The organism is Streptomyces sp. adm13(2018), from assembly GCF_008042145.1.
Lineage (GTDB): Bacteria > Actinomycetota > Actinomycetes > Streptomycetales > Streptomycetaceae > Streptomyces.
The window spans coordinates 651,129-664,817 of the sequence record NZ_RDBH01000141.1 but is presented as its reverse complement, the minus strand read 5'-3'; the positions used below and the strand labels follow the sequence as shown (position 1 = coordinate 664,817).

15 protein-coding genes and 1 pseudogene are annotated in these 13,689 nt (G+C 73.3%); 8 read left to right on the top strand and 8 right to left on the bottom strand.

Annotation, left to right across the window (positions count from 1 at the left end; translation table 11 throughout):
* A partial coding sequence (locus EAO70_RS31195; protein WP_148006614.1) for a C40 family peptidase occupies positions 1–1,053 on the top strand: 1,053 nt, incomplete at its 5' end.
* An 85-nt stretch (positions 1,054–1,138) separates the two neighbouring features.
* Here EAO70_RS31195 and EAO70_RS31190 read toward each other — a convergent pair.
* The 6 genes and pseudogenes from EAO70_RS31190 to EAO70_RS31165 all read right to left on the bottom strand — a co-directional run bounded on the left by EAO70_RS31190 (position 1,139) and on the right by EAO70_RS31165 (position 4,784).
* On the bottom strand, positions 1,139–2,374 hold the full coding sequence (locus tag EAO70_RS31190) for a styrene monooxygenase/indole monooxygenase family protein (RefSeq protein ID WP_148006161.1): 1,236 nt from the start codon (positions 2,372–2,374) through the stop codon (positions 1,139–1,141).
* Between the two features lie 47 nt (positions 2,375–2,421).
* Entirely contained in the window at positions 2,422–3,018 is a 597-nt protein-coding gene (locus EAO70_RS31185; protein ID WP_148006613.1) for a GTP-binding protein, read from the bottom strand.
* 148 nt (positions 3,019–3,166) lie between these two features.
* Entirely contained in the window at positions 3,167–3,598 is a 432-nt protein-coding gene (locus EAO70_RS31180) for a DUF742 domain-containing protein (protein ID WP_148006160.1), read from the bottom strand.
* Positions 3,595–4,086, bottom strand: a complete 492-nt coding sequence (locus tag EAO70_RS31175) for a roadblock/LC7 domain-containing protein (RefSeq protein ID WP_148006159.1) — start codon at positions 4,084–4,086, stop codon at positions 3,595–3,597. The genes EAO70_RS31180 and EAO70_RS31175 overlap by 4 nt, the downstream gene beginning before the upstream one ends.
* Positions 4,083–4,271: pseudogene (locus EAO70_RS38565) on the bottom strand (hypothetical protein); the annotation flags it as partial. The pseudogene EAO70_RS38565 and the gene EAO70_RS31175, both read right to left, overlap by 4 nt.
* A 6-nt stretch (positions 4,272–4,277) precedes the next feature.
* Complete coding sequence (locus tag EAO70_RS31165; protein ID WP_261993167.1) at positions 4,278–4,784, bottom strand: MarR family winged helix-turn-helix transcriptional regulator; 507 nt, start codon at positions 4,782–4,784, stop codon at positions 4,278–4,280.
* A gap of 363 nt (positions 4,785–5,147) precedes the next feature.
* Between EAO70_RS31165 and EAO70_RS31160 the strand changes: the two genes are divergently transcribed.
* Together EAO70_RS31160 and EAO70_RS31155 are read left to right on the top strand one after the other, a co-directional pair.
* Positions 5,148–5,978 (top strand): lysozyme, encoded by an 831-nt coding sequence (locus tag EAO70_RS31160; RefSeq protein ID WP_148006158.1) that lies wholly within the window; start codon positions 5,148–5,150, stop codon positions 5,976–5,978.
* Between the two features lie 191 nt (positions 5,979–6,169).
* Positions 6,170–7,054, top strand: a complete 885-nt coding sequence (locus EAO70_RS31155; protein ID WP_148006157.1) for a lytic polysaccharide monooxygenase — start codon at positions 6,170–6,172, stop codon at positions 7,052–7,054.
* 156 nt (positions 7,055–7,210) lie between these two features.
* Here EAO70_RS31155 and EAO70_RS31150 read toward each other — a convergent pair whose 3' ends face one another.
* Positions 7,211–7,822: a DUF4240 domain-containing protein gene (locus tag EAO70_RS31150; protein WP_148006156.1), complete on the bottom strand. Its 612-nt coding sequence runs from the start codon at positions 7,820–7,822 to the stop codon at positions 7,211–7,213.
* 130 nt (positions 7,823–7,952) lie between these two features.
* Positions 7,953–10,367, bottom strand: coding sequence for an endopeptidase La (lon, locus tag EAO70_RS31145; RefSeq protein WP_148006155.1), 2,415 nt, complete (start codon positions 10,365–10,367; stop codon positions 7,953–7,955).
* Positions 10,368–10,586: 219 nt separating this feature from the next.
* Between lon and EAO70_RS31140 the strand changes: the two genes are divergently transcribed.
* The 5 genes from EAO70_RS31140 to EAO70_RS31120 all read left to right on the top strand — a co-directional run.
* A complete protein-coding gene (locus EAO70_RS31140; RefSeq protein ID WP_148006154.1) occupies positions 10,587–11,171 on the top strand; it encodes an SMI1/KNR4 family protein in 585 nt (194 codons plus the stop codon).
* Positions 11,172–11,345: 174 nt separating this feature from the next.
* Positions 11,346–11,993: a GNAT family N-acetyltransferase gene (locus EAO70_RS31135; RefSeq protein WP_148006153.1), complete on the top strand. Its 648-nt coding sequence runs from the start codon at positions 11,346–11,348 to the stop codon at positions 11,991–11,993.
* A gap of 64 nt (positions 11,994–12,057) precedes the next feature.
* Entirely contained in the window at positions 12,058–12,675 is a 618-nt protein-coding gene (locus EAO70_RS31130) for a hypothetical protein (protein WP_148006152.1), read from the top strand.
* Between the two features lie 99 nt (positions 12,676–12,774).
* On the top strand, positions 12,775–13,410 hold the full coding sequence (locus EAO70_RS31125; RefSeq protein ID WP_148006151.1) for an RNA polymerase sigma factor: 636 nt from the start codon (positions 12,775–12,777) through the stop codon (positions 13,408–13,410).
* Positions 13,407–13,689, top strand: a 283-nt coding sequence (locus EAO70_RS31120) for a zf-HC2 domain-containing protein (protein WP_148006611.1), incomplete at its 3' end; no start/stop codon positions are given. The genes EAO70_RS31125 and EAO70_RS31120, both read left to right, overlap by 4 nt.

The following is a 13,689-nucleotide window of genomic DNA, read 5'->3' as shown; positions in this document are numbered from 1 at the left end:
ACCGACGACGCCGCCGCACTCCCTCCCCCCGGTGGCGACTCCGTCACCGCCCTGCTCGGCCGGATGCGGACGCTCTACCAGCAGGCCGAGGAGGCGACCGAGCGGTTCAACGCCGCCGAGGAGGCGCTCAAGCTCCAGACCGCCGATACCCGGAAGGTGACCGCCCGGCTCACCGCGGCCCGTACCGCGCTGGCGGAGGGGCGCGCCGCGGCCGGGCGGATCGCCCGGGACCAGTACCAGGGCAGGTCGGAGTTCTCGTCGTATGTGCGGCTGCTGTTCGCGCCGGACTCGAGGTCGGCCTTCGACCAGGGTCACCTGATGGCGCGGGCCTCCCGTGACCGGGTCGCGGCCGTGGCGCGGCTGGAGAAGGCGGAACGGGAGGCCGGCGGCCTGGCGTCCGCGTCCCGGAGGGCCCTCGACCGGCAGCAGACCCTCGCCGCCGCGCAGCGGACCCGGCGCGACGAGGTACGGGTGAGGCTGGCGGAGGTCGAGAGGCTGCTCGCCGCGCTCTCCCCCGAGCAACTGGCGCGGCTCACGGAGCTGGAGCGGGTCCAGACGGCGGGGGCGCAGCGGGAGCTGCTCGACTCGGGTGCGCTTGCGGGCCGGCGTACTCCGTCGGGGGCGGGCGCGGAGGCGCTGCGGTTCGCGGTGGAGCAGATCGGTAAGCCGTACGAGTGGGGGGCGGAGGGCCCGGAGGCGTACGACTGCTCGGGGCTGACCCAGCAGGCGTGGGCGGCGGCGGGCCGGACGGTGCCGCGGACCAGCCAGGAGCAGTGGGCGACGCTGCCCCGGGTGTCCCTGGACGAACTGCGTCCCGGGGACCTGGTGGTGTACTTCCCCGGCGCCACGCATGTGGCGGTCTATCTGGGCGAGGGCCTCGTGGTGCAGGCGCCGAGGCCCGGCGGCAAGGTGAAGGTCTCCCCGATCGCGGCGAACCCGCTGCTCGGCGCGGTCCGCCCGGACCCGGACGGAGAGCCCCTGCCCTCGTACGCACCCCCGCCACTGCCGACCGGGGCGAAGGACGGAACGGACGAGGGCTACAACCCCGACTGACCACCCGCACCCACGGCCCGACGCACCGCGGGGGCGGACCGTCTCCGGTCCGCCCCCTGCTCCCCGCGCGGGCCGTGCGGCCCCGTCAGGCTCCGGAGACCGACGCCAGGTACGCGTTCGTCTTCTCCGGGTCGAAGAAGAAGTTCTCGAAGTCCGACGGGTCGTTGAAGCCGTTCGCGAAGCGGTCGGCGACCGGCTGGAGTTGGCCTGCTGCGCCCAGGAGGTTCAGGACGTGCTCCGGCGGGGGTGCCAGCATGGCGTTCGTCCACTTGGTGACGTGCTGGGCCGTCCGCCAGTAGCGGTCGAACGTCGACCTCATCCACTCCTCGTCGAAGGGCTTGTCGCCCTGCTCGACGATGGCCGCCAGGTAGGCCGCCGCGCACTTGGACGCCGAGTTCGAACCCTGGCCGGTGATCGGGTCGTTGGCCACGACCACGTCCGCCACGCCGAGGACCAGACCGCCGCCGGGGAGGCGGCCGATCGGGTTGCGGACGGTCGGGGCGTACCGGCCGGCGAGGGTGCCGCCCGCGTCGGTGAGTTCGACCCGGGTCGCCCGCGCGTACTCCCAGGGCGTGAACCGCTCCATCAGCTCCAGCGTGAGCGACAGGTGCTCGGCCGGGTCCTTGACGCCCTTGAAGGCGTCGACCGGGCCGCCGGGGACGCCCTCCCAGAAGAGGATGTCCGCGCGGCCGCCGGTGGTCAGGGTCGGCATGACGAACAGCTCGCCCACGCCCGGCACCACGTTGCAGCGGACCGCGTCGAAGTCCGGGTGCTCCGGGCGCGGGCCCAGGCCGTGGACGTACGCGACGGCCAGCGCGCGCTGCGGCTCGCTGTACGGCGAACGCGTCTCGTCCCGGCCGAACATCGAGACCAGCTCGCCCTTGCCCGCGGCGACGAGCACCAGGTCGTAGCTGCGCGAGAAGTAGTCCAGGTCGCCGACTGCCGCGCCGTGTATCACCAGCTGGCCGCCGCGCTGGGCGAAGGTCTCCATCCAGCCGGCCATCTTCACCCGCTGGTCGACGGACTGCGCGAACCCGTCGAGCCTGCCGACCCAGTCGATCGCCCGGGACGAGTCGGGCGCGGCGACCGAGACGCCGAGGCCCTCGATGCGGGGCGCCTGCGACTCCCAGAAGTCGAGGCCGAGGTCCCGCTCGTGCTGGAGCGCGGTGTGGAACATGCACTGGGTGGACATGACGCGGCCGGCCCGGATCTCGTCCGCCGTCCGGTTCGACATGAGGGTGACCTCGTACCCCGACGACTGGAGTCCGAGGGCGAGCTGCAGACCGGACTGGCCGGCGCCGACTATGAGTATCTTCCGCATGGGTGGTGCTCCTGGCGTGACGGGGAGAGCTGGGGGATCTGTTCCGGCTATTCCGGGGTGTTCTCGAGCGCGTGCGCGACCATCGCGAGCAGGCTCTCGACGACGCTGTACCGCTTGCGCGCGTCCATGATCACCACGGGGACGTCCGCGGGCACGGTCAGCGCCTCCCGGACGTCGTCCGCCGCGAACAACTCGGTGCCCTCGAAGTGGTTGACGGCCACGATGTACGGCAGCCCGCAGCTCTCGAAGTAGTCGAGGGCCGGGAAGCAGTCCGTGAGCCGTCGCGTGTCCGCCAGCACGATCGCGCCGATCGCCCCGCGCACCAGGTCGTCCCACATGAACCAGAAGCGCTGCTGTCCCGGCGTACCGAAGACGTACAGCACCAGGTCGTTGTCGAGGGTGATCCGGCCGAAGTCCATCGCCACCGTGGTGGTGAGCTTGTCCGGGGTGGCGGTGAGGTCGTCGGTCTCCTCGCTCGCCCGGGTCATCAGCGCCTCGGTCTGGAGCGGGGTGATCTCCGAAACCGCGCGGACGAAGGTCGTCTTGCCGACCCCGAAGCCGCCCGCGACGACGATCTTCGTCGCTATCGGGGCGCGGGTGTGGTCCAGCTGCCAGTCCTGCGCGCCGTCCTCGGCGTCCGGCACGGCCGTGTCCGCTCCGGACCCGGCGGGCCCGGTCGACGCGGCCGACCCGGTCGTATCTCGCTGGAACAGGTTGGCCGCGGGGGCCTGGGGCTGCGCGGGGATGCCCGTCACCGGCGATCCGGTGTCGGCATCGGAGACGGCGGAGGCGTCAGAGACGACGGAGTCCACTCAGCACCCTTTCGAGGAGCGCGCGGTCGGGCTGTCCGGTGCCGTGACCGGTCCCGTACACACGGATCTTTCCCTGGTCGGCCAGGTCGCTGAGAAGCACCCGGACGACCCCCAACGGCATCTTCAGAAGTGCCGAGATCTCCGCGACCGTCCGCATGCGGCGGCAGATCTCGACGATGGCCCGCATCTCGGGCATCAGGCCCCGCGCGCCCGGCCCGCCGTCCGTCAGGAGCTTGCGCACGGCGGGCGCTTCGAGCGCGGCCACGAAGGTCTCGACGAGCAGGACGTGGCCGAAGCGGGTCCGCCCACCGGTCAGCGAGTACGGACGCACGCGCGCGGGGCGGCGTCCGTCCCCGCGTACGGGCAGCCGGTGGACGTGGTGCAGCGGGTAGGCCGAGGACGCGGACGTCACTGGGTGCTCTCCATCGATTTGCGCAGCTCACTGCGGACTTCGGGGGTGAGTACGTGACCGGCGCGGCCCACGAAGAGCGCCATGTGGTACGCCACCACGCTCATGTCGCAGTCGGGTGCGGCGTGCACCCCGAGCAGCGAGCCGTCGCTGATCGACATGACGAAGACGCTGCCCTCCTCCATCGCCACCATGGTCTGCTTGACTCCGCCGCCGTCCATCAGGCGCGCGGCGCCGATGGTCAGGCTCCCGATGCCGGAGACGATGGTGGCCAGGTCGGCGCTGGAGCCGCGCGGCCCGTGCGGACGGCCGGCTTCGGCGGCGGCCGTCGTGCCTTGCTGGGTGGCCGGGTCGGACGACAGCAGCATCAGGCCGTCGGAGGACACCACGGTGACCGAGTGGACCCCGGGCACCTCCTCCACCAGATTCCCCAGCAGCCATTGCAGGTTGCGGGCTTCCGTGCTCAGTCCGTACGTTCCCGTCGCAGTCAACTGCGTGCCTCCTCGACTGTGTCCCCCGTCTTCTCCTCTGTACGTGCGGGCCCTTCGTCGGCTATCCGTGCCGTCTCCATCTCCGCCTCGACATCACGGCGCCCGGCCTTGGCCCCCTGGTGGAAGCCGCCGAGGCGGCGGCGCAGGGCCTCCGCGTCCACACCGCCCTGGCGGGGGGTGGCGGGCCGTGTTCAGCCCTCGGCCCGTACGTTGAAGTGGTTCAGGAGGCGGGCGAGTTCGGCGACCTCGGCACGGTCCCAGTCGGCGAGCTTGCGGACGTACCGCTCGCGCCGCGCGTCCCGGACGCTCCGGAAGCGGTCCCGGCCCTCCTCGGTGAGCCGGACCAGCGAGGCGCGGCCGTCGGCGGGGTCGGGGTCGCGGGCGACGAGYCCGAGGTCTTCSAGGGCCCGGAGCTGGCGGCTCATGGTGGCCTTGCCGACCCCGAAGTAGCCGGCGAGCTCGGTGGCCCGCTGGGGGCCGGCGTCGTCGAGGCGTACGAACAGGCCGTAGGCGGCGGGCTCCAGCTCGGGGTGGACCTCGCGGGCCATCTCGCCGGACTGGGCGCGGGCGCGGCGCAGGAAGACCGCGAGTTCGCGTTCGAGCGCGAGGAACTCCCGGTCGACCCCACCGGGCGACTCGGGAAGCGCCCCGCCGGGCGCCCCCGGAACCGCGCCGCCGCCGGACGACCCCGGAAGCACCCCGCCGGACGCCGGAGACACCCCGCCCGGCGGCACCGGCACCGCCCCGTCGGCGGGCGGCGGCGTCGCACCTTCGCCTTCCGTACCGCTTCCGTGCACGTCAGCACCTCTCACGCGTCCTCCGGTGACCTGCCGCCGGCTTTCCAGCCGCTGAAAGTTTCTTCCGGCCGAGGCCATCGCCGCAGCTCTTCCAGTATTTCGCAGGCGTAGACCAACGGCGGTGTCCGGGCCCTCTTCCACGGGCCGGGTCTACGTGCGTAGCGTCGTCCACGACATCCGCTCTGACATGTCCACACCATGGCGCGGACGGGCGTCCAGGACCGCCGACCCCGCTCCCCCCACCGATCCTTTCGGAGGCACGCAATGCGTGTGCACAGATCCGGAACGACCCTCGCCGGCGCCGCGCTCGCGGCCCTGGCCCTCCTCGCCCCCCTCGCCGTCTCCGCCGGGGCCGCCCAGGACCCGGCCGCCGCCGGGGTGCCCCCGCGCGGCTCCGCCAGCATGGGCATGGGCGTCCTCGCGCACGACGGACGCGGCACCGCCCCCGGCGGCACCCCGGCCCGGGCCGCCCAGACCGAGGGCGTGGACGTCTCCAGCCACCAGGGCAACGTCGCCTGGTCCACCCTGTGGAACAGCGGCGTCAGGTGGGCCTACGTCAAGGCGACGGAGGGCACCTACTACAAGAACACCTCCTTCACCCAGCAGTACACCGGCTCGTACAACGTCGGCATGATCCGGGGCTCGTACCACTTCGCCACCCCGGACACGGCGTCGGGCGCGGCCCAGGCCGACTACTTCGTCGCCAACGGCGGGGGCTGGTCGAGGGACGGCCGGACGCTGCCGGGCGTGCTCGACATCGAGTGGAACCCGTACGGCGCGACCTGCTACGGCAAGACCCAGGCCGGGATGGTGTCCTGGATCCGCGACTTCGTGAACCGCTACAAGGCCAGGACCGGCCGGGACCCCGTCATCTACACCGCGACCAGCTGGTGGACGCAGTGCACCGGCAACTCCGCCGCCTTCGCCTCGGCCAACCCGCTGTGGGTCGCGCGGTACGCCTCGGCGGTGGGCGAACTCCCGGCAGGCTGGCAGTACTACACGATGTGGCAGTACACCTCCTCCGGCCCGACGGTCGGCGACCACAACCACTTCAACGGCGACCTCTCGCGGGTGCAGGCGCTCGCCAACGGCTGAGGCCGTCCCGTACGGCGGCGGTCCCCGGGTGCGCGGCGCCCCGGGGGCCGCTCCGGCTTTTCCGGCCCTCCCCCTTGCCTATTGGTATGGACCAATGCGAGGCTCTACGGCGATCGCCCGGGATTCAACTTCCGTGTGTTCAGCGCGCGTTGCTCATCCGTCCTCCCCCACGCACGAGAGAGAGCCCCCGCATGCCGTCCTCCCGCCGCTCCGCAGCCGGCGTCGCCGCCCTGTCCGCCGCCGCCGCACTCGTCACGCTCACCCCGACGACCGCCAGCGCCCACGGAGCCGTCTTCAACCCCGTGAGCCGCATCGCGGCCTGTTACGCGGAGGGCCCCGAGACCCCCAAGTCGCAGGTGTGCAAGGACCTCGTCGCCGACTCCGGCACCCAGCCGCTCTACGACTGGAACGAGGTCAACATCGCCAACGCCGCGGGTCAGCACCAGGCCCTCATCCCGGACGGCAAGCTCTGCTCGGCGAACCGCGCGAAGTACCGGGCGCTCGACTGGGCGCGCACCGACTGGCCGGCGACGGSGGTCGCGGCGGGCAGCTTCGCCTTCAAGGTCCGGGCGACGGCCGCCCACTCCGGCACCATGACCGTCTACATCACCAAGCAGGGCTTCGACCCGACGCAGCCGCTGAAGTGGTCGGACCTGGACGCGACCCCCGTCGCCGTCTACAACACCACGCGCACCGCGACCGACGGCTACTACAACTTCACGGGCAACCTCCCCGCCCGCACCGGCCGGCACATCGTCTACAAGGTGTGGCAGCGCAACGACAGCCCCGAGGCCTTCTACAGCTGCTCGGACGTCACCTTCGGCGGTGCGGCCGCGCAGCCGGCCGCCGCGAAGGCACAGGCCCCGAGCGAGGCGAAGATCGCGGCCGGGGCGTCGCTGTCCACCGTGAGCCACGCGGGCCACGGCGGGGACGAGCAGGCCCCGGCGCTCTCCGCCGAGTCGGCCGCGACCCCGTCCTCGCCGCTGCCCACCGCCCTCGCGGCCGCGGGCGCCCTCGCCGTCTTCGGCGCGGGCAGCCTCCTCCTGGGCCGCCGACGGAAGACCTCGGCCTCGTAGCGGCGGTCCTCGTTCGGGCCGGGAGTACGCGCCCGGCCCGAGCACCGCGGCCCCCTCGGGGCCGCGCCCCGACCGTCCGGCTCCCCGGCTCCCGCGCTCCGTCCCGAGCGCCGGGAGCAGGCGCCCCAGGACCCAGGCGGCTTGGAACCCGGAGCCCTAGGAGCCGGACATGACGAGGGGGAAGAGGGCGGTGAGGCGGGGCATCGCCACTCCCTCCGGACGAGACCCCCGGGGCTCGCCGTCCTCTTCCCACTCCTCCCCGAAGTCCCCCGAGAGCTCGTCCGCGAGGTCCTCGGCACGCTCGTCGACGGCGTCGTCGAACTCCTCGCCGCGGTCGTCCTCCTGGCCGGTGAGCTCGTCGAACGCGTCCTGCGCGACGTAGTCGAGCCACTCCCACTCCGGCCACTCGTCGTCGTCCCACCGGTCCCGGTGCCGGCCCACCAGTGCCCGTACGCCCGGCACGTCGGCCAGCGCGTCCGGGTCGGCGACGACCGAGTCGTAGACCTTCCGCCCCTGCCCGACCAGCCAGAGGGTGAAGTAGTGGAATCCGTCGTCGGTGCAGGCGCCGCCCTCGATCAGGTTCGCCGCGCGCCACAGCGCGCGCGTGCCGGCCACCTCGAGCGCGTCGTCGAGACGCACCTGGAAGTCCACGCTCTCGTCGGCCGGACGCCGGAGCAACTCCGCACGCAGCCACTCCGTCCGCTCCTCCAGGTCACCGGTGCGTCGGCTCAACTCGTCGATGAGGGCCCAGAAGGCGTCTTCGTTCATGCGTACGAGCATGACACCCCCGGCTGACATCCGGGTGACGAATTACCTGCCCACGCGCGCACGTGCGCCGCACGGCGGAGCGGGGCGCCCCTCGTGGGACACCCCGCTCCGGCCCCTCATCGCGAGGGGGTCACGCCGCGGCCGCGGCCACCGGCACCGAGGCCGGGGCCAGCGCGATCTCCAGGACCTGGCGGACGTCCGTCACCGGGTGGACCTCCAGCTTCTCCAGGATCTCGGCCGGGACGTCGTCCAGGTCGGCCTCGTTCCGCTTGGGGATCACGACCGTGGTGATGCCCGCCCGGTGCGCGGCGAGGAGCTTCTGCTTCACGCCGCCGATCGGGAGGACCCGGCCGGTGAGGGAGACCTCACCGGTCATGGCCACGTCCGTGCGGACCTGGCGTCCGCTCAGCAGGGAGGCGAGGGCGGTCGTCATGGTGACGCCCGCGCTCGGGCCGTCCTTGGGGACCGCGCCCGCGGGGAAGTGGATGTGCACGCCCCGGTCCTTCAGACCGGTGACGGGCAGTTCCAGTTCGGCGCCGTGCGAGCGGAGGAAGGAGAGCGCGATCTGCGCCGACTCCTTCATGACGTCGCCCAGTTGGCCGGTGAGGGTCAGCCCGGCGGCGCCGGTCTCCGGGTCGGCCAGGGACGCCTCGACGAAGAGGACGTCGCCGCCCGCGCCGGTCACGGCGAGGCCGGTGGCCACGCCCGGCACGGCCGTGCGGCGGTCCGCCGGGTCCTGGGCGGACTCGGGGACGTGGTGCGGCCGCCCGATGAGTGCGCGCAGGTCGTCGGGTCCGATGGTGAACGGCAGCTCGCGGTCGCCCAGTTCGTGCTCGGCCGCGACCTTCCGGAGCAGCCGGGAGACGGCCCGCTCCAGGGTGCGGACGCCGGCCTCGCGGGTGTACTCGCCGGCCAGCCTGCGCAGGCTCGCGTCCTCCAGGACGACCTCGCCGGGCTCCAGGCCCGCGCGCTCCAGCTGCCGGGGCAGCAGGTGGTCGCGGGCGATGACGACCTTCTCGTCCTCGGTGTAGCCGTCGAGCCTGACCAGCTCCATGCGGTCGAGGAGGGCCTCGGGAATGGCTTCGAGGACGTTGGCCGTCGCCAGGAAGACGACGTCGGAGAGGTCGAGTTCGACCTCCAGGTAGTGGTCGCGGAAGGTGTGGTTCTGCGCCGGGTCGAGGACTTCGAGGAGGGCCGCCGCGGGGTCGCCGCGGAAGTCGGAGCCGACCTTGTCGATCTCGTCGAGCAGGACCACCGGGTTCATGGACCCGGCCTCCTTGACGGCCCGGACGATCCGACCGGGCAGGGCGCCCACGTACGTGCGCCGGTGGCCGCGGATCTCCGCCTCGTCCCGCACGCCGCCGAGGGCGACGCGGACGAACTTGCGTCCCATCGCGTGCGCGACGGACTCGCCGAGGGAGGTCTTGCCGACGCCGGGCGGTCCGACGAGGGCGAGGACGGCTCCGCCGCGGCGGCCGCCGACGACGCCCAGGCCGCGCTCGGCGCGGCGCTTGCGGACGGCCAGGTACTCGGTGATGCGCTCCTTCACGTCGTCGAGGCCGAAGTGCTCGGCGTCGAGGACGGCGCGGGCGCCGCGGATGTCGTAGCGGTCCTCGGAGCGCTCGTTCCAGGGCAGTTCGAGGACGGTGTCCAGCCAGGTGCGGATCCAGGAGCCCTCGGGGGACTGGTCGCTGGACCGCTCCAGCTTCTCGACCTCCTTGAGGGCGGCCTCGCGGACCTTCTCGGGCAGGTCGGCGGCCTCCACGCGGGCGCGGTAGTCGTCGGACTCGTCCGCCTCCGCCTCGCCGTTGAGGTCGCGCAGTTCCTTGCGGACCGCTTCGAGCTGGCGGCGGAGCAGGAACTCGCGCTGCTGCTTGTCGACGCCCTCCTGGACGTCCTTGGCGATGGTCTCGGCGACGTCCTGCTCGGCGAGGTGCTCGCGGAGCTGGGCGGTGGCGAGCCTGAGGCGGGCGACCGGGTCGGCGGTCTCCAGGAGCGCGACCTTCTGCTCGACGGTGAGGAAGGGCGAGTACCCGGAGTTGTCGGCGAGGGCGCCGACGCCGTCGATCTGCTGGACGCGGTCGACGACCTGCCAGGCGCCGCGCTTCTTGAGCCAGGCGGTGGCGAGCGCCTTGTACTCCTTGACGAGGTCGGTGACCTGGCCGGGCAGCGGGTCGGGCAGGGTCTCCTCGACCGTGCCGCCCTCGACCCAGAGGGCCGCGCCGGGCCCGGTCGTCCCGGCGCCGATGCGCACCCGGCCGATGCCGCGGATCAGGGCGCCGGGGTCGCCGTCGGAGAGCCGTCCGACCTGCTCGACGGTGCCCAGGACGCCGGTCCCGGCGTAGGTCCCGTCGACGCGGGGCACGAGCAGCACCCGCGGCTTGCCCGCGCCGGGCCGGGCGGCGGCCTGGGCGGCCTCCACGGCGGCGCGCACCTCGGTGTCGGACAGGTCGAGCGGCACCACCATGCCGGGCAGCACGACCTCGTCGTCGAGCGGCAGCACGGGCAGAGTGAGCGGCACGGACGGCTTGGAGTCAGAAGCCATGATCTCCCCTTCGGCAGTCAAGTTGAGCTATGTGGACTCAATGCAGCTGAGCCCATGGATGTTCCCGGACGTCCGTTCGCTCTGAGCGATCACTCTCGCGCTGTCCTGTGACGCTGGTCTCTTCGTTTCGCAGCTCTACTCTTCGCGTGATCGTTGGCTTTGCAGAGTGACCTTTCGTCGGCGGGAAGCAACAGCCCTTCCCCACTACAGTTCCGGCTCGTGACCGATGCCACCCACCGCACTGCTGCGGACGACGACGGGCTTCTGGAGAAACTGCACGCACTCGCATGGGGGACCGGAGGCGCGATCCCCTCCCGCGGAAGCCCCCCCGACAAACCCTTCCCGCCTGTCACGTTCGCCGAGGTCGAGCATGCGGAACGGAAGCTCGGGTATCGGCTGCCCGAGTTGCTTCGGCGCATGTACACCGAGATCGGTGACGGAGGATTCGGGCCGGAGGGCGGGCTCGCATCACTGATACCGCGCAGCATTCCGCACTGGCACGTCCAGGACTGGCACTGCGCAACCACCGTCCACGACCAGCGGCCAGGATGGGGGCCACCGGCGTCGTGGTTCTTCCTGACGGGTGGCGGCTGCACCATGGAGTGGCACGTCTCCCTTATAGCGATAGACAACCCAGTGCTCCTCTGGGACGCCGACGGCTGGGAGCCAGACTGGGGCGAGAACCCTCACGATGGCCTGTGCTACGCAGCACCGTCTCTGCGCCAATGGCTGTGGACCTGGGCGGATGGAGGGGACGTGTGGGACGAGGCGCTGGTGCAGATCAAGCAGGACGTCAGCAACTGAACGTGACCCATGTGGCGATCCCCATGGACAAGGAAAACGCAGGGTAAGTCTGCACAGAGTGCCCTCCTCGCAGGTCGAATCACTTTGCGTTCCCGAGGTCGCAGCCCCTTCTGAATCCAGAGATCAATCTCACAAGACACGCGCACGCCGACGACCAGCCGATGTAATAGCTGCATGGATATTGCAGCTCTTACATCGGCCTGGGTGGCGGGCTGGACCGTCTCGCGGGGGACCCCGGCCGCCGTCCCCGAGCCCTGGGGCCACCGGATCGAGGTGGGACTGCCCCGGCACGTCGTGCGGCACGTGCTGCCCACCCCCGACGCGGCCACCGTCGGCGCGCTCTGCGCCCGCCTCACCGCCCCGTACAGCTGGCTCAAGGTCATGGCGGCGCCCGAGGACGCGCGCGCGTGGATCCCCGAGGGGTGGACCGTCCCCGACGACCCGGGATTCATGATGGTCAAGCCGCTGGACCCCGGCGCCCGCCCGGCCCCGCCCGAGGGGTACGCGCGGACCACCGAGGTCCGGGACGGGGTCGTCCGGGTCCGCGTCCTCGCGCCCGACGGCACCCTCGCCGCGAGCGGCCGGATCGCCCCGACGGGGTCCACGGCCGTCGCCGACCAGATCGAGACCGACCCCGCGCACCGGAGGCGCGGCCTCGGCGCCAACGTCATGCGCACCCTGGAGGCCGCCGCCGCCCAGGCCGGCGCCCGGACCGGGGTGCTCGCCGCGACCACCGACGGCCTCGCGCTGTACGACTCCCTCGACTGGCACTACCGGGGGCCGATCACCGGCATCGTCCGGGACGGCGGCGGGCCCGGCTGATCCGGCGGTCGCGAACCCGGCCGTACGGCTGCGCGGGACGCCCGGAACTTGGCATGCTCGGTACATGACGAGAGGCGTACGGGGAACGTGGTGCGGGACCCTGATCCTGATCGGGGCCCTGGTCGGCGGTACGAGCGGCTGCGGGCCCGCGGACCCGCCCGAGGCGGACGGGTCGTCCCCGGCGACGAGCACGCCGGCCCCGTCGCCCACCGGGGAGAGCGGACGGCCCGAGCCGAGCGCCACGCGGCCCTCGGCCACCACCTCCCCGGCCGGTACGCCTCCGCGCGTCACGCTGCCCCCGGCCATCACGCCCTCCACCGCCGATCCGCAGCCGGCCGGGGCCCTCGTCGAGGTCGTGGTCAACGGCGGCCTCGCCGGGGTCCGCAACAAGCTGGTCGTCCAGCACGACGGCTCCTGGAGCATCCGCTCCGGCACCGAGCAGCCCCGGACCGGCCGGCAGACCCCCGCCCAGGCCGCCGCACTGCGGGCCGCCCTGACGGACCCCGCCTACGCCCGGGTCCCGGAGCGCCCGACGGGCCGACCGGTCCCCGACGGCTTCCAGTACTACGTGACGTACCGGCACCGCCTCGTCGTCTGGGAGGACGGCGCGGGCGAGCGCCCGGCGGCGCTCCGGCGGGTCTTCGCCGCCCTCCCGGAGGGCGGCCCTCCGACGCGGCCCTGAGCCGGGCGGGCGCGCCGCCCCCGGGATCGGGGCCCTGAGGACCCGGACCGGCGCACGCGCGCGTGAACCGGACCGGGGCACGCGCGCGATAGAGAGGGCGTGAGACTGTTGCGCCCCTCAGGGGGAGGCCCCGCAGGGGGCGACGAGGACGACGACACGGCGCTGCTGCGCGCGGTCGCCCGGGGGGACTCCGAGGCGCTCGCCGTGCTCTACGACCGGCACGCCGGCTGGCTGCACGCGCGCCTCGCCCGGCGCTGCCCCGACGAGGAGACCGTGCGGGAGGTCCTCCAGGACACCTTCGTCACGGTCTGGCGCTCGGCCGGCGGCCACCGGGGTGGGGGCGAGGCCGGCGGCTGGCTCTGGGTGATCGCGGCCCGCCGCCTGGTCGACGCGCAGCGGGCCCGGGCCCGCGCCGAACGCGTGGTGACGGAGGCCGCCCGGCACGCCGCCGTGCCCCCGGAACCGCCCGCCGCCGCCTCCTCCGCCGAGGACCGGGTGCTCGCCGGGCTGGAGTACGGGGAGGTCGGCGCGGCCCTCGACCGGATCTCCCCCGAACTCGCCGAGGTCCTGCGGGCCACCGTCGTCGACGGTCTGACGACCCGGGAGACCGCCCGGCTCCTCGGCATACCCGAGGGCACGGTCAAGACCCGCGCCCTGCGCGCCCGCCGCGAACTGCGCGCCGCACTCGGAGCGGCCCACCCCGGCGGCCCCCACGCCCTGGGAGGCACCGCATGACGACACAGCGCCGCCCCACGGACGACCCCGGGAGCAGAGAGGCTTCCTGGCACGTCACGGACGACCTCGCGCGCCGGTACGCCGACGGGTCCGCGCCCGAGACCGACGCCTGGTCGCTGGAGAAGCACGTCGAGTCCTGCGCGGACTGCGCGGGCCGTGTCTCGGCCGCCGTGCGGGCCGGCACGGCCGGTCCCGTGCTCGCGGCCGTACGCGCCGACCTGCTGGCGTCGATCGGCGCGGCTCCGGCCCGGACGGGCGCCCGGGCCACGCTCCCGGGCG